At 39.8% G+C, this 19,654-nt stretch carries 28 protein-coding genes; 25 read left to right on the forward strand and 3 right to left on the reverse strand.

All coding sequences use genetic code 11. The annotated features are described in order from the left end of the window. Nucleotides 1–198: 198 nt before the first annotated feature. From LU635_RS00700 to LU635_RS00710, 3 genes are read right to left on the reverse strand one after another with little or no spacing between them, the layout of a single operon-like run. Entirely contained in the window at nt 199–900 is a 702-nt protein-coding gene (locus tag LU635_RS00700) for a hypothetical protein (RefSeq protein WP_240095270.1), read from the reverse strand. A gap of 26 nt (nt 901–926) precedes the next feature. Next, on the reverse strand, nt 927–2,360 hold the full coding sequence (locus tag LU635_RS00705; protein WP_240095271.1) for a SusD/RagB family nutrient-binding outer membrane lipoprotein: 1,434 nt from the start codon (nt 2,358–2,360) through the stop codon (nt 927–929). 12 nt (nt 2,361–2,372) lie between these two features. Then, the gene (locus tag LU635_RS00710) at nt 2,373–5,588 is read right to left on the reverse strand and encodes a SusC/RagA family TonB-linked outer membrane protein (RefSeq protein WP_240095272.1); all 3,216 of its coding nucleotides are present in this window, start codon (nt 5,586–5,588) and stop codon (nt 2,373–2,375) included. 434 nt (nt 5,589–6,022) lie between these two features. Between LU635_RS00710 and rpsL the strand changes: the two genes are divergently transcribed. The 25 genes from rpsL (at nt 6,023) to secY (ending at nt 19,654) form a co-directional block, all read left to right on the forward strand. Then, on the forward strand, nt 6,023–6,397 hold the full coding sequence (gene rpsL / locus LU635_RS00715) for a 30S ribosomal protein S12 (protein WP_010230128.1): 375 nt from the start codon (nt 6,023–6,025) through the stop codon (nt 6,395–6,397). Nucleotides 6,398–6,420: 23 nt separating this feature from the next. Then, complete coding sequence (rpsG, locus tag LU635_RS00720) at nt 6,421–6,897, forward strand: 30S ribosomal protein S7 (protein ID WP_108172297.1); 477 nt, start codon at nt 6,421–6,423, stop codon at nt 6,895–6,897. 9 nt (nt 6,898–6,906) lie between these two features. Continuing rightward, nucleotides 6,907–9,018: an elongation factor G gene (gene fusA / locus LU635_RS00725; protein ID WP_240095273.1), complete on the forward strand. Its 2,112-nt coding sequence runs from the start codon at nt 6,907–6,909 to the stop codon at nt 9,016–9,018. 10 nt (nt 9,019–9,028) lie between these two features. Then, nucleotides 9,029–9,334, forward strand: a complete 306-nt coding sequence (gene rpsJ, locus LU635_RS00730) for a 30S ribosomal protein S10 (protein WP_026915146.1) — start codon at nt 9,029–9,031, stop codon at nt 9,332–9,334. 147 nt (nt 9,335–9,481) lie between these two features. Beyond that, nucleotides 9,482–10,093, forward strand: a complete 612-nt coding sequence (gene rplC / locus LU635_RS00735; RefSeq protein ID WP_240095274.1) for a 50S ribosomal protein L3 — start codon at nt 9,482–9,484, stop codon at nt 10,091–10,093. Continuing rightward, entirely contained in the window at nt 10,093–10,719 is a 627-nt protein-coding gene (gene rplD, locus LU635_RS00740) for a 50S ribosomal protein L4 (protein WP_240095275.1), read from the forward strand. The genes rplC and rplD overlap by 1 nt, the downstream gene beginning before the upstream one ends. Nucleotides 10,720–10,728: 9 nt before the next feature. Further along, nucleotides 10,729–11,019, forward strand: a complete 291-nt coding sequence (rplW, locus tag LU635_RS00745; protein WP_131397698.1) for a 50S ribosomal protein L23 — start codon at nt 10,729–10,731, stop codon at nt 11,017–11,019. Between the two features lie 9 nt (nt 11,020–11,028). Continuing rightward, on the forward strand, nt 11,029–11,868 hold the full coding sequence (rplB, locus tag LU635_RS00750) for a 50S ribosomal protein L2 (protein ID WP_240095276.1): 840 nt from the start codon (nt 11,029–11,031) through the stop codon (nt 11,866–11,868). Between the two features lie 3 nt (nt 11,869–11,871). Then, nucleotides 11,872–12,150 carry a 30S ribosomal protein S19 gene (gene rpsS / locus LU635_RS00755; RefSeq protein ID WP_011710692.1) on the forward strand — a complete coding sequence of 93 codons (279 nt, stop codon included), beginning with the start codon at nt 11,872–11,874 and terminating at the stop codon, nt 12,148–12,150. An 8-nt stretch (nt 12,151–12,158) separates the two neighbouring features. Then, a complete protein-coding gene (rplV, locus tag LU635_RS00760; protein ID WP_240095277.1) occupies nt 12,159–12,566 on the forward strand; it encodes a 50S ribosomal protein L22 in 408 nt (135 codons plus the stop codon). Nucleotides 12,567–12,574: 8 nt separating this feature from the next. Continuing rightward, the gene (rpsC, locus tag LU635_RS00765) at nt 12,575–13,291 is read left to right on the forward strand and encodes a 30S ribosomal protein S3 (protein WP_107010928.1); all 717 of its coding nucleotides are present in this window, start codon (nt 12,575–12,577) and stop codon (nt 13,289–13,291) included. 19 nt (nt 13,292–13,310) lie between these two features. Next, on the forward strand, nt 13,311–13,730 hold the full coding sequence (rplP, locus tag LU635_RS00770) for a 50S ribosomal protein L16 (RefSeq protein WP_156274147.1): 420 nt from the start codon (nt 13,311–13,313) through the stop codon (nt 13,728–13,730). A gap of 10 nt (nt 13,731–13,740) precedes the next feature. Beyond that, nucleotides 13,741–13,932 carry a 50S ribosomal protein L29 gene (gene rpmC / locus LU635_RS00775; protein WP_240095278.1) on the forward strand — a complete coding sequence of 64 codons (192 nt, stop codon included), beginning with the start codon at nt 13,741–13,743 and terminating at the stop codon, nt 13,930–13,932. An 18-nt stretch (nt 13,933–13,950) separates the two neighbouring features. Continuing rightward, complete coding sequence (gene rpsQ / locus LU635_RS00780) at nt 13,951–14,208, forward strand: 30S ribosomal protein S17 (RefSeq protein WP_240095279.1); 258 nt, start codon at nt 13,951–13,953, stop codon at nt 14,206–14,208. A gap of 2 nt (nt 14,209–14,210) precedes the next feature. Next, nucleotides 14,211–14,579, forward strand: a complete 369-nt coding sequence (gene rplN, locus LU635_RS00785) for a 50S ribosomal protein L14 (RefSeq protein ID WP_026915155.1) — start codon at nt 14,211–14,213, stop codon at nt 14,577–14,579. Between the two features lie 12 nt (nt 14,580–14,591). Next, nucleotides 14,592–14,903, forward strand: a complete 312-nt coding sequence (rplX, locus tag LU635_RS00790) for a 50S ribosomal protein L24 (protein ID WP_240095280.1) — start codon at nt 14,592–14,594, stop codon at nt 14,901–14,903. 2 nt (nt 14,904–14,905) lie between these two features. Beyond that, nucleotides 14,906–15,457, forward strand: a complete 552-nt coding sequence (rplE, locus tag LU635_RS00795; RefSeq protein ID WP_240095281.1) for a 50S ribosomal protein L5 — start codon at nt 14,906–14,908, stop codon at nt 15,455–15,457. Between the two features lie 2 nt (nt 15,458–15,459). Further along, on the forward strand, nt 15,460–15,729 hold the full coding sequence (rpsN, locus tag LU635_RS00800) for a 30S ribosomal protein S14 (protein WP_240095282.1): 270 nt from the start codon (nt 15,460–15,462) through the stop codon (nt 15,727–15,729). Nucleotides 15,730–15,787: 58 nt separating this feature from the next. Beyond that, the gene (gene rpsH, locus LU635_RS00805; RefSeq protein WP_240095283.1) at nt 15,788–16,186 is read left to right on the forward strand and encodes a 30S ribosomal protein S8; all 399 of its coding nucleotides are present in this window, start codon (nt 15,788–15,790) and stop codon (nt 16,184–16,186) included. Between the two features lie 19 nt (nt 16,187–16,205). Further along, on the forward strand, nt 16,206–16,748 hold the full coding sequence (gene rplF, locus LU635_RS00810; protein ID WP_240095284.1) for a 50S ribosomal protein L6: 543 nt from the start codon (nt 16,206–16,208) through the stop codon (nt 16,746–16,748). Between the two features lie 12 nt (nt 16,749–16,760). After that, a complete protein-coding gene (rplR, locus tag LU635_RS00815) occupies nt 16,761–17,117 on the forward strand; it encodes a 50S ribosomal protein L18 (RefSeq protein WP_240095285.1) in 357 nt (118 codons plus the stop codon). A gap of 5 nt (nt 17,118–17,122) precedes the next feature. Continuing rightward, nucleotides 17,123–17,647 (forward strand): 30S ribosomal protein S5, encoded by a 525-nt coding sequence (rpsE, locus tag LU635_RS00820; protein ID WP_011710679.1) that lies wholly within the window; start codon nt 17,123–17,125, stop codon nt 17,645–17,647. 13 nt (nt 17,648–17,660) lie between these two features. Then, nucleotides 17,661–17,843: a 50S ribosomal protein L30 gene (rpmD, locus tag LU635_RS00825; RefSeq protein ID WP_240095286.1), complete on the forward strand. Its 183-nt coding sequence runs from the start codon at nt 17,661–17,663 to the stop codon at nt 17,841–17,843. A gap of 9 nt (nt 17,844–17,852) precedes the next feature. Then, nucleotides 17,853–18,305: a 50S ribosomal protein L15 gene (gene rplO, locus LU635_RS00830; protein ID WP_240095287.1), complete on the forward strand. Its 453-nt coding sequence runs from the start codon at nt 17,853–17,855 to the stop codon at nt 18,303–18,305. Nucleotides 18,306–18,316: 11 nt separating this feature from the next. Then, nucleotides 18,317–19,654: a preprotein translocase subunit SecY gene (gene secY / locus LU635_RS00835; RefSeq protein ID WP_240095288.1), complete on the forward strand. Its 1,338-nt coding sequence runs from the start codon at nt 18,317–18,319 to the stop codon at nt 19,652–19,654.

Genomic DNA, 19,654 nt, shown 5'->3' on the forward strand with positions numbered 1-19,654 from the left:
GACCTTGTTCAAAACATTCTATGTTTAAATTAAATTGAAAAAAAGTGGTGAATAATTATGGGTTATTGATTTATCAAAGCCTTTATTGTTTATTTGATAAACAAATCATATTTGGGTCTGCTATTTTTTACTTTTTGAAATAAAAAAACCACCCTATTTAGGGTGGTTTTTAGATTAAACTTACTATGAATTTTATTCTTAGTCCTCGATGATAACAACATAAGAATCATCTGCCTGTGACATACTGCCACTGGTAGCTCTGAATTCGTAGTATAAAGTATCGTCAACAGCCAGGTTTAAATCAGCATAATTTGTATTCATTAATTTGATTTCTCCCCCTTCAGTTGATACCTCTGCAGCGCTATTTGAATATGTTCCATCAGAATTTTTCTTTAAGAAAAGTTCTGCGCTGTCAATAGGAGCAGATAGGGTGTAGGTTGAATATGCAATTGCAGCTCCATTGTTTATAGAGTCAAGGCTTAGTTCAACAGGATTTTCGTCATCTACTTCTATTGCTTTCACTACAGCTACTGTAAATGGGTCTTTTGCAGTGTTTCCATTTGATAATTGAGATTCGATCATAATATCGAATTCATCATCTAATTGGAAATCGCCAAAAACCGAGGAATTAAATGTGGCCATGTCTTCCGATACAGTTGCGGATGTTAGAGAGGATCCATCTAACATTACCTCAACAGAATTTATGGTTATACCTTCATCAGTGAAAAAATCTATGGTGAGATCTTCATTAGTATCGAACACACTAATGTTTTGATCTGCCAGGTATGAATAGCCGCCTATATATGTAGGATCCTCAAAGGGAGCATCCTCATCGCATGAGGTTAGAAGCAAACTTGCAAACACCATGCTCAGGCTTATGTATCTTAAATAATTTTTCATTTCTTATCTTTTTGTTTTTCTTTAATTTATTGTACGTCCCAGAAGATTTTGGTGTATAAATCGTCTTCTCCTCCTAAGTTCTGAACGGCAGCCTCATAATTTTCTGAATTGAGTGCTGGTTCTTCGGTAGGGTAGAATACTCTGTTTGGAACAGGAAGATCTGAAAGTGCAGAGTTTACTAAGAAATCTGGCTCGTCTAATCTTCTGTATTCAGTCCAGGCTTCAAAGCCTCTGTTGAAAAGAGCTATCCATTTTTGAGTACCTATTAATTCTTCCCAGTTAGCTGAATTGTATGCTACACCTGATTGAGCAAGGTAAGCTTCCGCCTCTTCTTGTGTCCCATTGTATTTTAAGATACTTGCAGTAACCCCATTTTCATAGAATTGTTCAGCATCTCCACTTATGAAACCTCTTTCTACAGCTTCGGCTAGAAAAAACTGAGCTTCGTAATACTCAAGAACAGCACCGGGTGCATCTGGAGTGGCAACCAGGTCTGGATCTATATGAGTATAAGCAGCATAAGAGTTGTTAGCTCCAATGGGCCCTCCTAAATAGCCATCTTCAATGTTCTCGTCGAAGAAATCGTCGATTCTGGGGTCGTTTACAGACTGAAGATAGTTGACAGAAGTAGCTCCTGCTACATAATCTTCTGCTCTGTTGTTCAATTCAAAAAGTTCATACACCGGATTAGTATTAGGAGCAGAACTTTCGTAATTAATGATCGCACTGTCATCAGATGATTCCATTACTCCATCATTATAGGCTTCACTAACAGTGCTAGAAGCCAGGCTTTCGTTTACATCGGCCAGTCTCATTCCTAAACGTAGTTTAAGAGTATTAGCGAATTTTCTCCATTTTGCCACATCTCCGTTATAGAAGATATCTGCAGTTCCAAAAGAACTCCCGCCATTTGAAAGAGTAGCCTGATCTTCGGAAACCCTTCTAATAAGATCTTCATAGATCGTAGCCGCATCGTCATATACAGGAGTGAAGTTATCTATATTCAATGTTTCAGAATAAGGTACATCACCACTTAGATCAACCAGCATCTGATAGGAGTAAACCTCAAGGATGTCTATGATGGCAAGTTTATTTGCCCTGGTTTCTTCATCTAAAAATTCGTCAGCCTGAATAGCTTCCCTGGATGATTTCAGATCATTAAGCACTCTGGAGTAAATTATAGTCCAGTATCCATCAGCTAAATCTCTACCAATAACATCGTAGTTAGCTTCATCGTTATAGGTAGTCTCTGTCCAGTGCTGGGCCCAAAGGCGGAAAACATTGGATCCTACGGACATATCGTTTATTACATCTGCAAGTTCTTTTTCGGCATTCGTGAATGTGAATTCCGCGGGAACTTCTGCAGGGTTTTTTGGGTCAACATTATAATCGGTAATGTCATCTGTACAGCTCGCCACTGTAAGACCGATTAAAATGCTAAATATTAAAAACTTTTTCATTATTTAAATTTTTTAGAATTGTAGTTGAACGTTGAATCCATACTCTCTAGTAGCTGGGTAAGCACCAATTTGGAATCCTTGTACATTACTTGCGCTAAATCCAGATTCTGGATCGGCATATGGAAGGTCTTTACTTATGATCCAAAGATTTCTACCGGTAGCAGAAAGCTTGATGCCTGTAAATGGCATATTTTTAAGCATGCTCGAAGGAAAGCTATATGAAAGTGCCATTTCCCGCAGTTTCACGTATGAAGCATCATAAACGAACTGAGCATCAGGAGCATTTCCGTATCTACCATAAGGGTTGGCATAAGTTGAAAAATCTGCTCTAACGGTGTTAGGGCTTCCGTCTGCCTGAACGCCTGGAAGAACAATTCCTCCACCTTGAGACAGAGAGTTTCTCTTTGGATTTCCAAGATCATTAAGGCCGGCAGTTTCAGGATAGATACCTGTTGCCATACCAAAGTAAAGATCTCCGGTGAATACACTTCCACCTTCTTGGATATCGAGTAGGAAACTAAAATCCCAGTTTTTATAACTGAATGAGTTCTGAACACCGGCTTTCCAATCTGGGTTGATATTACCAATTACTTCCTGTCTTGAAGTAGTTTTAGCATAGTTACCATCTTCTCCAACAAGTCGCTGTCCGTTCACGTATTCATAATTAGTACCTTTTAACACTCCGTATTCTTCTCCTACGGTTGCATTAAGTGTAACCCCGAAGAATGAATTCACTAATAAGTTCTTAGAATCCTGATATAGCTTGGTAACTTCTGTTTGGTAAGTAGAGAAGTTAGTATTTATTCTCCATTCAAAGTTCTCGTTTCTAACAGGAGAACCGTAAAGTTGGAATTCAAGTCCTTCATTTTCCACAACTCCTGAATTTACAACACTGGAAGTAAATCCGGTTGCTGGAGTTACTGTTACAGGAACGATTTGGTTTTCAGTTTCTTTCTTGTAAACAGAGGCGTCAAAGCCTAATCTTCTGTTCCAGAAGTTCATTTCAAGACCAACCTCAAGTTCGTTTGTTCGTTCCTCGGTTAGATTGGCGTTTTTGGCTGAAGTTGGGTTTGAATATAATGGTACACCATTGAAACCTGCAACTGCGTCAAAAGTATTAACTAATTGATATGGCTGAGCACCATTACCAACTTCACCATAACCTGCCCTTAATTTACCGTAGGTAATCACTGAACTGTTAAACAGGTTCGAGAAAATAACACTCGTAGAGATCGCCGGATAATTAAAGGCTTTATTGTCATCCGGAAGGGTGGAGAAAGTATCCCTTCTTAAAGAACCTTCCAGGTAATAAGTGTCTTTATAGTCAAAGCTTGCTGTACCGTAAACGCCAAATACTCTCTGATCATAATTTTTCTCTGATGGATAATCAAGAAGAGATACAGAGTTGCTTAGGGTGTAAAGCCCTTCAATTACAAGACCTCCATTTGTAGTAGAGGTGATTTGGTCTAGTTTATTCTGGCGATAGTTGGCTCCCAGAGTTGAAACTATTCCCAGGTCTTCTGTGATGTCATAATCGAAATTTAAGAATAGATCGTAGTTATACTCAGTGAAGTTGATATTAGTTCTTGAATATTCTGAAAGGTCTATTCCTCCAACATTGTTTCTTTCTTCACGAAGTTCACTAAAGCTATCTATACTAGCACGACCCTGTACGTCGAACCAGTCTGTGAACTCATAAGAAAGAGTTGCATAACCAAAGATTCTGTTACGCTCATCAGAGTTGTAATTCTCAAATCTTGTGAAATATGGGTTGTCCCAGTATTTAGGGCTTGTATTTCCAGGCCCGGAAGGATTCCAGGTGATGTTTTTTCCTGTCTGATGATAAACTTCCTCCTGTTCACGCAGATCTACATTGTTAGCCCACCACTGTCTGAAATTCGTCATAAGGTTCTCTGCATCATAACCAGTTCCATAGCGACCTAAACCTGAATTTTTAGTGTAAACAGCTTTTCCGCTTGCACTTAGCTTATCTGTAAGATTCAGAGTTCCGGAAAAGTCAACAGTGTGTCTACCAATTTCACTATTAGGCATTATACCTGTTTGATTATAACGCGTATATGAAATTCTTGAAGAACCTTTATCTCCTCCTGCAGTTACCGCGATGTTCTGAATATCAGTGTAGGCAGTTTCAAAAATATAGGAAGGGTCATTTTTTGCAGCTACCCATGGGTGAGCCTGCTGGTATGTATCTAATTCAGGGTAAAAAGACTTCCATCCATATACCATAAGGTTAGGATCAAACCTGCCGCCAAAAGAAGCGTCGTCACCAGTAGGTGGCACAAGGTCAGCTGTTCCGTCTCCATCAACATCTTCAGAAAGGAAGTACCCTCCAGGACCGTATCCTTGGTAAGGGCCGTATCCTTCTCCGTATTCCTTTTGAAATTTCGCAAAAGTATCAGGGTCATAATTCCCTACATTAATTGAAGAGTTAATTGTTACTCCAATACCTTTCTGGTTTTCACCTTTTTTAGTGGTAATTATGATCGCTCCGTTGGCAGCCCTTGAGCCGTATAGGGCGGTAGCGGCTGCACCTTTAAGAACGTTAACAGATTTGATGTCATCCGGATTGATGTCTGACGCAGCATTACCATAATCATAACCGTCTCCACCAGTTTCCTGGTCGTCTGTGTTGAAAGTGTTGTTGTTAATAGGCACACCATCTACAACAAACAGCGCTTGATTGTTCCCTGTAATAGAAGAATAACCACGAATAATTACATTCGAAGAACCACCGATGGTCGAACTTTTTTTAATGTCAAGTCCTGAAATCTTACCTGATAAAGAGTTTACGAAGTTTCCTTCTTTAGCGGTGCTGACCTCTGAACCATCAACCTCCTGGGTAGCATACCCCAGTGATTTCTTTTCCCTTGAAATACCAAGAGCGGTAACAACCACCTCGTCTAACTTCGCGGCGTCAGCCTGCATAACGACATCAAGCTGGTCACTGTCATTTACAACATACTCGGCAGTTTTCAGTCCAACAAAGGAGAATACCAATGTTTCTCCAATGGAAGATTGGATGGAAAAATTACCGTCAAAATCGGTTTGCACACCCTGGGATGTGCCTTTTACAACGATATTTACACCAGGCAAAGGCAGACCATCTTCGTCTGTCACTGTCCCGGTTACCGTTTGTTCCTGTGCAAAGGATATTTGCACAACAAACGCCAGTAATAGCGTTAAAATACTACTAAACTTTGTTTTCATTTTAAAATTTGTTTGAATTAGCCAGCGCCAAAAGTCAGTAGATTTGGGCTTTAATCCAAGGATATCAGAGGCGGCAGAAAGCCTTAACATTTTACTACTCTGAAAAAGAAGAAGACATATAGAATATTTTAACTTTTAGCGAAAAAATACCGGTACGGTTGGATGTAAAACTTAAAAAATTGATGATTGATTAATTTGTATTGTTAACCGTAAATTAATGCAAGATATTTCTTTCATTTTTTAAGTTAAAAAGTAATTATTTTTTATTTAAGATCAGTGTATTTCCATTCCTGCATCTTACCTATCTGTTAGCTTCATGCTAATTTTCTGAAAATAAGTGCATCTATATTTGAATAATATTTTTTTATTTCTACCTTTGCAGACCCTTAAAAATAGGGGAGTAAATTTTATTAATAATTAGTGTATAGGAAATTATGCCAACAATTTCACAATTAGTACGAAAAGGAAGAGCCAAAATAACCAAGAAGAGTAAATCGGCTGCTTTGGATTCGTGCCCTCAAAGGAGAGGGGTTTGTACACGTGTGTACACTACCACTCCTAAGAAACCAAACTCGGCTATGAGAAAAGTAGCAAGGGTTAGGTTGACTAACGGAAAAGAGGTTAACGCCTACATTCCGGGAGAAGGACACAACCTCCAGGAGCACTCGATAGTATTGGTTAGAGGTGGAAGGGTGAAGGATTTGCCTGGTGTTAGATACCACATTGTTCGTGGTGCGCTTGATACTGCCGGTGTTGAAGGTAGGACTCAGCGTAGATCTAAGTATGGAGCAAAACGCCCTAAAAAGTAATTAAAAACTTTTAATGTAAAGAAATGAGAAAAAGACAGGCGAAAAAAAGACCTCTTTTACCAGATCCAAAATTTAATGATCAGCTTGTGACACGTTTTGTGAACATGATGATGTGGGATGGTAAAAAATCGGTTGCCTTTAAAATTTTCTATGACGCTATCGCGATTGTAGAAGAAAAGAAACAGGACGAAGAGAAATCTGGATTAGAGATCTGGAAAGATGCTCTTTCTAACGTTATGCCTCACGTGGAAGTGAGAAGCAGGCGTGTTGGAGGTGCTACTTTTCAAATTCCAATGCAGATAAGACCAGATCGTAAAGTGTCTACTGCTATGAAGTGGTTAATTAGCTTCGCGCGTAAGAGAAATGAGAAGTCTATGGCGGCTAAACTTGCTGCTGAGGTTCTTGCTGCCGCGAAAGAAGAAGGTGCTGCTGTTAAGAAGAGAGTAGATACTCATAAAATGGCTGAAGCTAATAAAGCATTCTCTCACTTTAGATTCTAAAAAAATAACATGGCACAAAGAGATTTAAAATTTACTAGAAATATAGGGATTGCAGCTCATATTGATGCGGGAAAAACCACAACAACGGAGCGTATCCTTTATTATACAGGTATCAGTCACAAGATTGGTGAGGTGCATGATGGTGCTGCAACCATGGACTGGATGGAGCAGGAGCAGGAGCGTGGTATTACAATTACCTCTGCGGCTACTCACTGTACCTGGCCTTATAGAGATCACGAATACATTGTTAATATTATAGACACCCCTGGTCACGTTGACTTTACCGTAGAGGTTGAGCGTTCGTTACGTGTGCTGGATGGTGTTGTTGCATTGTTTTCTGCAGTAGACGGGGTGGAGCCTCAGTCAGAAACTGTATGGAGACAGGCTGATAAATATAGAGTACCACGTCTTGGTTTTGTGAACAAGATGGACCGTCAGGGAGCTGATTTCTTCAACGTTTGCCGTCAGGTAAAGGAAATGCTTGGAGGTAATCCTGTTCCGCTTCAGGTTCCAATTGGTGATGAAGCTGATTTTAAAGGTGTGGTGGATCTTATTTCCAAGAAAGCAATTATCTGGAATGATGAAGATCATGGGATGACCTATGATACTATCGATATTCCTGCTGAACTGGAAGCTGATGTAAATAAATACCGTGCAGAATTAGTTGAAGCGGTAGCTGAATATGATGAGGCATTGATGGAGAAATTCTTCGAAGATGAAAATTCTATTACCGAAGATGAAATCATCGCTGCGCTACGTGCTGCTACCATCGATATGTCTATCATACCGATGATGTGTGGTTCTGCATTTAAAAATAAAGGTGTGCAGGCTATGCTGGACGCAGTGATGCGTTACCTTCCTTCTCCTGTTGATGTTGATGCTATTAAGGGTCAAAATCCGGAAACTGGTGAAGAAGAGAGCCGTAAACCAAATGTGGATTCTCCATTTTCTGCACTTGCGTTTAAGATCGCTACCGATCCTTTCGTAGGTCGCTTGGCGTTTTTCCGTACATATTCGGGTACTCTTGAAGCTGGTTCCTACGTATTGAACGTTCGTTCAGGTAAGAAGGAGCGTATTTCAAGAATTTACCAGATGCACTCTAACAAACAGGAGCCTATCGATAAGATCGAAGCCGGAGATATTGGAGCGGCAGTAGGATTTAAAGATATCAAAACAGGAGATACACTTACTGATTTGAATCATCCTATCGTTCTTGAATCAATGTCTTTCCCTGCGCCTGTAATAGGTATTGCAGTTGAGCCTAAAACAAAGGCTGATGTTGAGAAAATGGGAATGGCTCTAGGTAAACTTGCTGAAGAGGATCCAACTTTTACTGTTAAAACTGATGAGAATTCAGGTCAAACGATCATCTCAGGTATGGGAGAACTTCACCTGGAGATCATTATCGATCGTATGAAGCGTGAGTTCAAAGTAGAGGTTAATGTTGGTGAGCCGCAAGTAGAGTACAAAGAGGCTGTAAAAAAGACTGCGAATCACAGAGAGGTTTATAAGAAACAATCTGGGGGTCGTGGTAAGTTCGCAGATATCATTTTCGAAATGGGGCCTGTAGATGAGGATTTTGAAGGAGATGGTCTTCAATTTGTTGATGAAATCAAAGGTGGACGTATTCCTAAAGAATTTGTTCCTTCTGTAGAGAAAGGATTTAAAGAGGCTATGAAGAATGGTCCTCTTGCCGGGTTTACAATGGATAGCCTGAAGGTTGTTCTTAAGGATGGATCTTTCCACCCTGTGGATTCCGATCAACTTTCTTTCGAACTGGCTGCAAAAATGGGATATAAATCTGCTGCTAAATCGGCAGGCGCTGTAATCCTTGAGCCAATCATGAAGGTAGAGGTTGTAACTCCGGAAGAGAATATGGGTGATATCGTTGGTGACCTTAACAGAAGAAGAGGTCAGGTAAACAACATGTCAGACAGATCTGGAGCGAAAGTAATCAAAGCTGAAGTGCCACTTTCTGAAATGTTCGGTTATGTAACTACGTTAAGAACACTTTCATCTGGTAGAGCAACTTCAACTATGGAATTCTCTCACTATGCTGAAACTCCTTCTAATATTTCTGAAGAAGTGATCGCAGCAGCGAAAGGAGCAGCTAACGAATAATCTTAAGGAAATGAGTCAAAAAATCAGAATAAAACTAAAATCTTACGATCATAACCTGGTAGATAAATCTGCTGAGAAGATCGTAAAAACCGTAAAGACTACGGGAGCTGTTGTTACCGGTCCAATTCCGTTACCAACAAATAAGAAAATCTTTACTGTTCTTCGTTCGCCTCACGTGAACAAGAAATCCAGAGAGCAGTTCCAGTTAAGCTCTTACAAGAGACTTCTGGATATTTATAGCTCTTCTTCAAAAACGATCGATGCGTTGATGAAGCTTGAATTGCCAAGTGGGGTTGAAGTAGAGATCAAAGTGTGATAAAAAAACTTCCGTGCACTTCGGTGCACGGTTAACATGTCCGGAGCGTTTCGCGAAGGAAAAACGGTGAAAAATACAATTCAGGGCTGAAATGTGTTTTTCAGCTCTAAGTTTTTTAAATAGTAAACAATTAATAATTAATTAAATATGTCTGGGTTAATAGGAAAAAAGATCGGCATGACCAGCATTTTTGACGAGAATGGGAAGAATATCCCATGTACCGTTATTGAAGCTGGACCATGCGTGGTTACCCAAGTCAGAACCAAAGAGGTTGACGGGTATGAAGCACTTCAACTTGGTTTCGATGACGTAAAGACTGCAAATAAAGCTGCTGAAGGGCACGCCAAAAAAGCGGGAACCGTTGCAAAACGAAAAGTCATTGAATTCCAGGGTTATAATGAAGATTACAAATTAGGTGACTCTGTTACCGTGGAGCATTTTAAAGAAGGTGAATTTGTGGATATCGCAGGTACATCTAAAGGAAAAGGTTTCCAGGGTGTTGTTAAGAGACACGGTTTTGGAGGTGTTGGACAGGCCACTCACGGCCAGCACAACAGATTAAGAGCTCCTGGTTCTATTGGTGCAGCGTCTTATCCTGCGAGAGTTTTCAAAGGAATGAAGATGGCCGGTAGAATGGGTGGTGAAAGAGTAAAAGTTGAAAACCTTAGAGTTTTAAAGATAGTGGCAGAAAAGAACCTTTTAGTGGTAAAAGGATGTGTGCCAGGACACAAGAACTCTTACGTAATCATTAGCAAGTAATGGAAGTAGCAGTTTTAGATATTAAAGGAAAAGAAACAGGTAGAAAAGCGAAGCTTTCTGATTCTGTTTTTGCTATAGAACCTAATGAGCATGCCGTTTACTTAGATGTAAAGCAATACCTCGCTAATCAGCGTCAGGGAACTCATAAGGCGAAAGAAAGAGCTGAGATCTCGGGAAGTACCCGTAAGATCAAGAAACAAAAAGGTACTGGTACTGCAAGAGCAGGTAGTATTAAGTCTCCTATCTTTAAAGGTGGTGGGCGTGTTTTTGGACCAAGACCAAGAAATTATGGTTTCAAATTAAATAAGAACCTTAAGCGTCTTGCAAGAAAATCAGCGCTTTCTATGAAAGCAAATGATAAGGCCATTATGGTAGTTGAAGATTTTTCTTTCGATACCCCAAAGACCAAGAATTTCATTGAAGTCCTTAAGGCACTGGGAGTTGAAAGTAAAAAATCTTTAATAGTATTGGGTGACTCAAATAAAAACGTATATTTGTCGTCGCGCAATTTAAAAGCCTCTGAAGTCATAAATAGCTCAGAATTAAGTACTTACAAGATTCTGAATGCTAAAAATATTGTCTTTTTAGAGGGGTCTTTAGAAGGAATTGAGTCGAAATTAAGTTAATAAACCGTTATGAGCATCTTGATTAAACCTGTTATTACAGAAAAAGCTACCGCAGATAGTGAGATGAACAATCGCTTCACTTTTGTGGTTAGTAACAAGGCAAATAAGATTCAGATCAAAGACGCGATCGAATCGGCTTATGGCGTGTCTGTTACTAAAGTTCGAACTATAAATGTCCGTCCGGATCGAAAGACTAAATATACTAAGTCTGGAATGATCACTGGTAAAACTAGTGCTTACAAAAAAGCAGTAGTACAGGTGGCGGAAGGTGAAACAATTGATTTATACAGTAATCTTTAAGATTAAACAATGTCAGTTAGAAAATTAAAACCAATCACACCTGGTCAGCGTTTTAGAGTAGTTAACGGGTATGACGCCGTTACTACTGATAAGCCGGAGAAAAGCCTATTGGCGCCGATAAAAAAATCAGGTGGTAGAAACAGTCAGGGAAAAATGACCATTCGCTATAAAGGTGGTGGTCATAAGAGACGTTACCGAATTATCGATTTTAAGCGTGACAAGCAGGGGATCCCTGCTACTGTTGCTAGCATAGAATACGATCCAAACAGAACGGCCTTTATCGCTTTATTGAATTATCAGGATGGTGAGAAAAGGTATATTATTGCTCAGAATGGGCTTCAGGTAGGTCAGAACGTGGTTTCAAATCACGAAGTTGTAGCACCTGAAATTGGAAATGCAATGCCATTGGCAAACATTCCTCTTGGTACTATTATCTCTTGTATTGAGCTTAGAGCTGGACAGGGAGCTGTAATGGCCCGTAGTGCCGGTGCCTTTGCTCAGTTACTGGCAAGAGAAGGAAAATATGCGACCGTTAAATTGCCTTCAGGGGAGATCAGAAGAATTCTTTCTACCTGTATGGCTACTATCGGAGCTGTTTCTAACAGTGACCACCAGCTATTGATTTCCGGTAAAGCCGGTAGAAAACGCTGGTTAGGTATCAGGCCAAGAACCAGACCAGTAGCGATGAACCCAATCGATCACCCAATGGGTGGTGGTGAAGGTAGAGCTTCTGGAGGTCACCCACGTTCTAGAAAAGGTCTTCCTGCTAAAGGATTCAAGACCCGCTCAAGAACTAAAGCGAGTAATAAATATATTGTAGAACGAAGAAAGACTAGAAAGAAAAAATAAGATATGGCACGTTCATTAAAAAAAGGACCTTTCGTTCACTATAAGCTGGAGCAAAAAGTGGCTCAGAATGTTGAGTCTGGAAAGAAAGCCGTGATCAAAACCTGGTCTAGAGCTTCTATGATTACTCCAGATTTTGTGGGACAGACCATCGCGGTTCACAACGGGAAACAATTTGTTCCTGTGTATGTTACTGAAAACATGGTGGGTCATAAACTAGGAGAATTTTCACCAACACGTTCTTTCAGAGGGCATGCAGGTGCTAAAAATAAAGGTAGAAAATAATTGAAGCTATGGGAGTTCGTAAAAGAGAAAGAGCAGAGCAAATAAAAGAAGCCAAACAGCAGGTAGCTTTTGCTAAGTTGAATAACTGCCCTACTTCGCCAAGAAAGATGCGCCTTATGGCAGATCTAGTAAGAGGTGAAAAAGTAGAAAAAGCGCTTCATATTTTGAAATTCAGCAAGAAAGAATCATCAAATCGTTTGGAAAAGCTATTGCTATCAGCTATCGCTAACTGGCAGGCTAAAAATGAAGATGCAAGTATTGAAGATGCTGAATTATTTGTGAAAGAGATCCGTGTAGATGGAGGAAGTATGTTGAAAAGACTTCGTCCTGCACCACAGGGTCGTGCACACAGAATTAGAAAAAGATCCAACCACGTTACATTAGTGCTTGGAGCAAACAATAATACACAAAGCTAAGAGATAGTATGGGACAAAAAACAAATCCAATCGGGAATCGCCTTGGTATCATTAGAGGTTGGGAATCCAACTGGTACGGAGGTAATGACTACGGCGACAAATTAGCCGAAGACGATAAGATTAGAAAATATATCCATGCTCGTCTTTCTAAAGCGAGTGTATCGCGTGTAATCATCGAGCGCACGCTTAAGCTTGTAACCGTTACTATCACCACTGCAAGACCTGGTATCATTATTGGGAAAGGCGGTCAGGAGGTAGACAAGCTTAAGGAAGAGCTTAAAAAGATTACCGACAAGGAGGTTCAAATTAACATCTTTGAGATTAAGAGGCCAGAACTTGACGCTCACCTTGTAGCGGCAAGCGTTGCCAGACAGATAGAGAATCGTATCTCTTACCGTCGAGCAATCAAAATGGCTATCGCGGCTGCAATGAGAATGAACGCCGAAGGGATCAAAATTGAGATCTCAGGTCGTCTAAACGGTGCTGAAATGGCGCGTTCAGAATCATACAAAGATGGTAGAATACCTTTGTCAACTTTTAGGGCTGATATTGATTATGCTTTAATTGAAGCTCACACTACTTATGGTAGACTGGGAGTTAAAGTATGGATCATGAAAGGTGAGGTATACGGAAAAAGAGAGCTTTCGCCTCTAGTTGGCCTTGCGAAGAACCAAGGAAAAAAATCCGGTGCCGGACGTGGAAACAAATCCCGTCGTAGAAAGTAATTTTTTAAAGTAAAGAAAAATGTTACAACCTAAAAGAACAAAATATCGTAAGCAACAAAAAGGCCGTATGAAAGGAATGTCTCAAAGAGGACATAGGCTTTCTAACGGTACTTTCGGAATCAAATCTATGGATTCCAGCTTCGTTACCGCACGCCAGATTGAAGCAGCGCGTATTGCCGCTACCCGTTATATGAAAAGAGAAGGTTCTATCTGGATCAAGATTTTCCCGGATAAGCCTATCACTAAGAAACCTCTTGAGGTTCGTATGGGTAAAGGTAAAGGTGCCGTGGAATATTGGGCAGCCGTAGTAAAGCCAGGAAGAATAATGTTTGAAATTGGTGGTGTACCAATGGATGTGGCTAAAGAGGCGCTTCGCCTTGCAGCTCAGAAACTTCCTGTGAGAACCAAATTTGTTGTAGCTAGAGATTATCAAGAATAATTTTTGAATTATGAAACAATCAGAAGTAAAAGAATTGTCTGTTGCAGAATTGCAAGAAGAGCTTGATAAGTCTCGAAAAGCTTATTCAGATTTAAAAATGGCTCACGCTGTTTCGCCTCTTGAAAACCCTATACAGTTAAGAGCTGTGAGAAGGAATACCGCAAGACTGGCTACAGAGTTAACTAAAAGAGAACAACAATAATTGTTATTCTGCTGAAAGATGGAAAAAAGAAATTTAAGAAAAGAGCGTATCGGTGTTGTTACAAGTAACAAAATGCAGAAATCTATCGTGGTTTCTGAAGTGAAAAAAGTAAAACACCCTATGTATGGAAAATTCGTTTTAAAAACGAAAAAGTACGTAGCACACGACGAAAATAACGACTGCAACGAAGGTGATACTGTAAAGATCATGGAAACAAGACCTTTAAGTAAATCCAAGACTTGGAGACTAGTAGAAATAATTGAAAGAGCTAAATAATCATGGTACAACAAGAGTCCAGACTAAAAGTAGCAGATAATACCGGAGCTAAAGAAGTTTTAGCTATTCGTGTATTAGGAGGTACAAAGAAAAGATACGCATCTGTTGGAGACAAGATAGTTGTCAGTGTAAAAGAAGCTACACCTAACGGAAATATCAAGAAGGGTGCAGTTTCAACAGCAGTTGTTGTTCGTACCAAGAAAGAAGTTCGCAGACCTGACGGATCTTATATTCGTTTTGATGATAATGCATGTGTATTATTAGGTCCTCAGGGAGAGATGCGCGGTACTCGTGTATTTGGTCCTGTAGCTCGTGAACTTCGTGATAAGCAATTCATGAAAATTGTATCATTGGCACCTGAAGTGCTTTAATACATTAAGAAAATGACAAAGCTTAAAATTAAATCAGGAGATACTGTTCGTGTAATTGCCGGAGACCACAAAGGTCAGGAAGGTAAAGTGCAGAAAGTACTTCGTGAAAAGAATAAAGCCATCGTGGAAGGGGTTAATATGATCTCTAAACATGAGAAGCCTAGCGCTTCTAATCCACAGGGTGGTATAAAAGAGAAGGAAGCTCCTATCCATGTTTCTAACCTGGCGCTTATCGACAAGAACGGTGAGACAACCAGAGTTGGTTACAGAGAAGAGGATGGGAAGAAAGTAAGATTTTCTAAAAAATCCAATGAAGTAATTTAGTTATGGCATACGTACCAAGACTTAGACAGGAATATAACGAGAGAGTGAAAAATGCTCTTAAGGAAGAATTCAGCTACTCCAATGTAATGGAGGTGCCAAAACTTACGAAAATAGTAATTAGCCGTGGAGTTGGTGGCGCAGTGGCCGATAAGAAACTTATCGATCATGCTATCGATGAACTAACTGCGATTAGTGGTCAGAAAGCGGTTTCTACAATTTCGAAAAAGGATGTTGCATCGTTTAAGCTGCGTAAAGGAATGCCAATTGGTGCTAAAGTTACTTTGCGTGGATATAAGATGTATGAATTCTTAGATAGACTTATTACTACCGCTTTACCGCGTGTACGTGATTTTAACGGTATCAAATCTAATGGATTTGATGGTAGAGGTAATTACAACCTTGGGGTGACAGAGCAGATCATCTTCCCTGAGATCGATATTGATGCAGTGAACAGAATCGCTGGTATGGATATCACATTCGTTACTACTGCTGAAACCGATAAGGAAGCTAAAGCATTGTTAACAGAACTAGGATTACCTTTTAAAAAGAACTAATTATGGCTAAAGAATCAATGAAAGCCCGTGAGGTAAAAAGACAGAAATTGGTAAAGAAGTATGCTGAAAAGCGCGCTGCTCTTAAAGAAGCAGGTGATTGGGAAGCACTACAAAAACTACCAAAGAACTCTTCTCCAGTTCGTTTACACAACAGATGTAAATTAACCGGTAGACCTAAAGGGTACATGAGACAATTTGGTCTTTCTCGTGTAATGTTCAGAGAAATGGCTAATCAGGGTCTTATCCCAGGAGTTAAGAAAGCAAGCTGGTAAAATTATAAATTGGATGAAGGTTCATTAACATGAAAACCACATCCGCAAATAAAAATAGATGAATACAGATCCTATTGCAGATTACTTAACAAGAATCAGGAATGCAAATGCTGCAAACCACAGAGTAGTGGAAATTCCTGCTTCCAATGTTAAAAAAGAGATCACCAAGATATTATTCGATCAGGGATATATTCTTAGTTACAAATTTGAGGATAATACCGCTCAGGGAACTATCAAGATCGCTCTTAAGTATGATAAACTTACTAAAGAGCCGGTAATTAAGAAAATTCAAAGAATAAGTAAACCTGGTTTACGTAAATACGCCGGATCAACTGAAATCCCAAGAATCCTTAATGGTCTTGGAGTTGCTATTGTTTCAACTTCTCACGGAGTGATGACAGGAAAGCAAGCGAAAGCAGAGAAAGTTGGTGGTGAGGTATTGTGCTACGTTTACTAATACTTAAAAGACTAAAGAAATGTCAAGAATAGGTAAAAGCCCGGTTACAATTCCAGAAGGTGTGACAGTAGAGCACAAAGATGGTGTTGTAACGGTAAAAGGAAAATTGGGAGAACTTAAGCAGGAAGTAAAAGACATCGATGTTAAAATCGAAGATAATGTTATTACTTTTGAACGTTCTTCAGAAAAAAGTGATCAGAAGGCTAAACATGGTTTATATCGTGCATTAGTTAACAATATGATTGAGGGAGTTACAAACGGATATACTAAATCACTTGAATTAGTGGGTGTAGGTTACCGTGCAACTAACCAGGGCAATAAGTTGGATCTAGCTGTTGGTTATTCCCATAATATTGTACTAGATTTGGCTCCGGAAATTAAAGTGGAGACAATATCAGAAAAAGGTAAGAACCCTATCGTAAAGCTTACTTCTCACGATAAGCAACTTGTTGGACAGGTTGCAGCGAAAATCCGTTCATTCAGAGCGCCTGAACCTTACAAAGGAAAAGGTATTAAGTTTGTAGGAGAGCAATTGAGAAGAAAAGCAGGTAAATCAGCTTAATAAAGTTTAGTTATGGCAGTGTCAAAACAAGATAGAAGAAATAAAATCAGAAAGCGTATCCGAAAGGATATCGTTGGAACAACAAGCCGTCCTAGATTATCTGTTTTTAGAAGCAATAAAGAAATCTATGCTCAGATCATCGATGACGTGGAAGGTAAAACCTTAGCATCAGCTTCTTCAAGAGATAAGGACATCGCTTCTGCTTCTAAAGATAAGAAAGAGCAGGCTGTTATGGTAGGAAAAGCCATTGCAGAAAAAGCGAAGAAAGCCGGAATAGATACTATTTCTTTTGATAGAGGTGGTTATCTGTATCACGGAAGAGTTAAATCATTAGCAGAGGGTGCTCGCGAAGGCGGACTAAAATTCTAGAAAATATGTATCAAGATTATAAAAACGTAGAACATGTAAAACCAGGAGGTCTTGAATTAAAGGATCGTTTGGTTGGAGTACAACGTGTTACTAAGGTTACAAAAGGTGGTAGAGCCTTTGGATTCTCTGCTATTGTTGTAGTTGGAGATGAGAATGGCGTAGTTGGACAGGGACTTGGAAAATCCAAGGAAGTTGCAGACGCTATCTCTAAGGCGGTAGAAGACGCTAAGAAAAATCTGGTACGCATTCCTTTACATAAGGGAACCTTACCTCACGAACAAAAAGGTAAGTATGGTGGAGCAAGAGTAATGTTGCTTCCAGCTGCTGCCGGTACCGGTATTATTGCTGGTGGTGCGATTCGTGCGGTATTGGAATCTGTAGGAGTGCATGATGTACTTTCTAAGAACCAGGGATCTTCGAACCCTCACAACGTTGTAAAAGCTACTTTTGATGCCTTATTACAATTGAGAAGTGCCGAGACTGTTGCAAAACAGAGAGGTGTTTCATTGGAAAAGGTTTTTAAAGGATAAATCAAGGAATAAGATGGGAAAGATAAAAGTCACAAAAGTAAAAAGTGCGATCAACCGCACTCAGAATCAAAAACGTATTCTTGAGTCTTTAGGGCTTAAAAGAATCGGGCAGACGGTTGAGCATGACGATACGCCAAACATCCTTGGTATGGTAAATAAAGTTAATCACTTGGTTTCTGTAGAAGAAACAAAATAATAGTCTCTCATGGATTTAAGTAACTTAAAACCTGCAGAAGGTTCAGTTAAGAAAAATAGCAAGCGTATAGGACGCGGGGAAGGTTCCGGAAAAGGAGGAACTGCGACCAGAGGACATAAAGGTGCCAAGTCACGTTCTGGATATTCCAAAAAGATCGGTTTTGAAGGTGGGCAGATGCCACTTCAAAGAAGGGTTCCTAAATTTGGATTCACAAACAGAAACCGTAAAGTTTATCAGGGAATCAACCTTGATACTCTTCAGTCTCTTGTTGACGAAGGAAGAATTAAGGATACCGTTGATTTAGATGTTTTGGTTGAGAACGGCCTGGCCGGAAAAAACGAGCTTGTTAAGATATTAGGTAGAGGTGAATTAAAGGCAAAGTTGAAAGTATCTGTTCATAAATTTACGGCCTCAGCGAAAGAAGCTATCGAAGCTGCCGGAGGTGAAGTTGTTACTTTATAATAGATAATCAAATGAAATTCATCAATACGATTAAAAATATTTGGAAAATCGAGGAGCTGAAAAACCGAATTTTAGTTACCCTCGGTTTGCTTTTGGTATATCGTTTCGGTGCGCAGGTAGTGCTGCCGGGAATCGATGCCGCTCAGCTTTCAAACCTGGCATCTCAAACTGATAGTGGTCTGTTAGGGCTGCTTAATGCCTTTACAGGAGGAGCGTTTTCTAACGCATCAGTTTTTGCACTTGGGATCATGCCTTATATCTCTGCATCTATTGTGGTGCAGTTAATGGGAATTGCGATCCCTTACCTTCAGAAATTACAGAAGGAGGGTGAAAGCGGACGTAAGAAGATAAATCAGATCACTCGTTGGTTGACAATTGCAATTACTCTAGTACAGGGGCCTGGTTATATTTATAACCTGTTCGCAACCTTACCGGGAGAAGCTTTTATGTTAGGGGATAACCTTACATTTGTGGTTTCATCGGTAATTATCCTTACAACGGGTACTATTTTCGCAATGTGGTTAGGTGAAAAGATCACAGATAAAGGTATTGGTAACGGTATTTCATTGTTGATTATGGTAGGTATCATAGCTACATTGCCGCAAGCCTTTATTCAGGAATTCGCTTCAAGAGTATTTGAATCGAATGGTGGTCTTGTAATGATACTTATTGAATTAGTAATCTGGTTTGCTATCATTATGGCTTCGGTTATGCTGGTAATGGCGGTTCGTCAAATCCCGGTTCAATATGCCAGAAGATCTGCCTCAGGCGGATATGAAAAGAATGTTTTCGGATCAAGACAATATATTCCGTTAAAACTGAATGCATCAGGAGTAATGCCAATCATTTTCGCCCAGGCGATCATGTTCATACCGGTAGCTCTTGCGGGGCTTTCTGATTCTGATACGGCTCAGGGAGTAACGGCTGCATTTCAGAATATATTCGGATTTTGGTATAATCTGGTGTTCGCATTATTGATTATTGTGTTTACATATTTCTATACTGCGATCACGGTTCCAACAAATAAAATGGCTGACGATCTTAAGAGAAGTGGTGGATTTATTCCTGGTATTCGTCCGGGAACTGAAACTGCTGAATATCTGGATCGCATTATGTCCCAGATCACGCTTCCAGGATCTATATTCCTGGCCATCATTGCAGTGTTCCCTGCGATCGTGGTTCAACTGTTGGGTGTACAACAGAACTGGGCGTTATTCTTTGGAGGCACCTCGCTTTTAATTATGGTTGGAGTTGCAATAGATACTATGCAGCAGGTGAATTCTTACCTGTTGAATAGACATTATGACGGATTAATGAAAACAGGTAAAAACAGAAAAGCAGTAGCTTAA

The sequence above is a fragment of the Christiangramia crocea genome (genome assembly GCF_022410465.1).
Lineage (GTDB): Bacteria > Bacteroidota > Bacteroidia > Flavobacteriales > Flavobacteriaceae > Christiangramia > Christiangramia crocea.

Bases quoted from the DNA above. Each gene is read 5' to 3' on its own strand.
- LU635_RS00700 (WP_240095270.1), bottom strand. From the start codon at position 900: ATGAAAAATTATTTAAGATACATAAGCCTGAGCATGGTGTTTGCAAGT.
- LU635_RS00705 (WP_240095271.1), bottom strand. From the start codon at position 2,360: ATGAAAAAGTTTTTAATATTTAGCATTTTAATCGGTCTTACAGTGGCG.
- LU635_RS00710 (WP_240095272.1), bottom strand. From the start codon at position 5,588: ATGAAAACAAAGTTTAGTAGTATTTTAACGCTATTACTGGCGTTTGTT.
- rpsL (WP_010230128.1), top strand. From the start codon at position 6,023: ATGCCAACAATTTCACAATTAGTACGAAAAGGAAGAGCCAAAATAACC.
- rpsG (WP_108172297.1), top strand. From the start codon at position 6,421: ATGAGAAAAAGACAGGCGAAAAAAAGACCTCTTTTACCAGATCCAAAA.
- fusA (WP_240095273.1), top strand. From the start codon at position 6,907: ATGGCACAAAGAGATTTAAAATTTACTAGAAATATAGGGATTGCAGCT.
- rpsJ (WP_026915146.1), top strand. From the start codon at position 9,029: ATGAGTCAAAAAATCAGAATAAAACTAAAATCTTACGATCATAACCTG.
- rplC (WP_240095274.1), top strand. From the start codon at position 9,482: ATGTCTGGGTTAATAGGAAAAAAGATCGGCATGACCAGCATTTTTGAC.
- rplD (WP_240095275.1), top strand. From the start codon at position 10,093: ATGGAAGTAGCAGTTTTAGATATTAAAGGAAAAGAAACAGGTAGAAAA.
- rplW (WP_131397698.1), top strand. From the start codon at position 10,729: ATGAGCATCTTGATTAAACCTGTTATTACAGAAAAAGCTACCGCAGAT.
- rplB (WP_240095276.1), top strand. From the start codon at position 11,029: ATGTCAGTTAGAAAATTAAAACCAATCACACCTGGTCAGCGTTTTAGA.
- rpsS (WP_011710692.1), top strand. From the start codon at position 11,872: ATGGCACGTTCATTAAAAAAAGGACCTTTCGTTCACTATAAGCTGGAG.
- rplV (WP_240095277.1), top strand. From the start codon at position 12,159: ATGGGAGTTCGTAAAAGAGAAAGAGCAGAGCAAATAAAAGAAGCCAAA.
- rpsC (WP_107010928.1), top strand. From the start codon at position 12,575: ATGGGACAAAAAACAAATCCAATCGGGAATCGCCTTGGTATCATTAGA.
- rplP (WP_156274147.1), top strand. From the start codon at position 13,311: ATGTTACAACCTAAAAGAACAAAATATCGTAAGCAACAAAAAGGCCGT.
- rpmC (WP_240095278.1), top strand. From the start codon at position 13,741: ATGAAACAATCAGAAGTAAAAGAATTGTCTGTTGCAGAATTGCAAGAA.
- rpsQ (WP_240095279.1), top strand. From the start codon at position 13,951: ATGGAAAAAAGAAATTTAAGAAAAGAGCGTATCGGTGTTGTTACAAGT.
- rplN (WP_026915155.1), top strand. From the start codon at position 14,211: ATGGTACAACAAGAGTCCAGACTAAAAGTAGCAGATAATACCGGAGCT.
- rplX (WP_240095280.1), top strand. From the start codon at position 14,592: ATGACAAAGCTTAAAATTAAATCAGGAGATACTGTTCGTGTAATTGCC.
- rplE (WP_240095281.1), top strand. From the start codon at position 14,906: ATGGCATACGTACCAAGACTTAGACAGGAATATAACGAGAGAGTGAAA.
- rpsN (WP_240095282.1), top strand. From the start codon at position 15,460: ATGGCTAAAGAATCAATGAAAGCCCGTGAGGTAAAAAGACAGAAATTG.
- rpsH (WP_240095283.1), top strand. From the start codon at position 15,788: ATGAATACAGATCCTATTGCAGATTACTTAACAAGAATCAGGAATGCA.
- rplF (WP_240095284.1), top strand. From the start codon at position 16,206: ATGTCAAGAATAGGTAAAAGCCCGGTTACAATTCCAGAAGGTGTGACA.
- rplR (WP_240095285.1), top strand. From the start codon at position 16,761: ATGGCAGTGTCAAAACAAGATAGAAGAAATAAAATCAGAAAGCGTATC.
- rpsE (WP_011710679.1), top strand. From the start codon at position 17,123: ATGTATCAAGATTATAAAAACGTAGAACATGTAAAACCAGGAGGTCTT.
- rpmD (WP_240095286.1), top strand. From the start codon at position 17,661: ATGGGAAAGATAAAAGTCACAAAAGTAAAAAGTGCGATCAACCGCACT.
- rplO (WP_240095287.1), top strand. From the start codon at position 17,853: ATGGATTTAAGTAACTTAAAACCTGCAGAAGGTTCAGTTAAGAAAAAT.
- secY (WP_240095288.1), top strand. From the start codon at position 18,317: ATGAAATTCATCAATACGATTAAAAATATTTGGAAAATCGAGGAGCTG.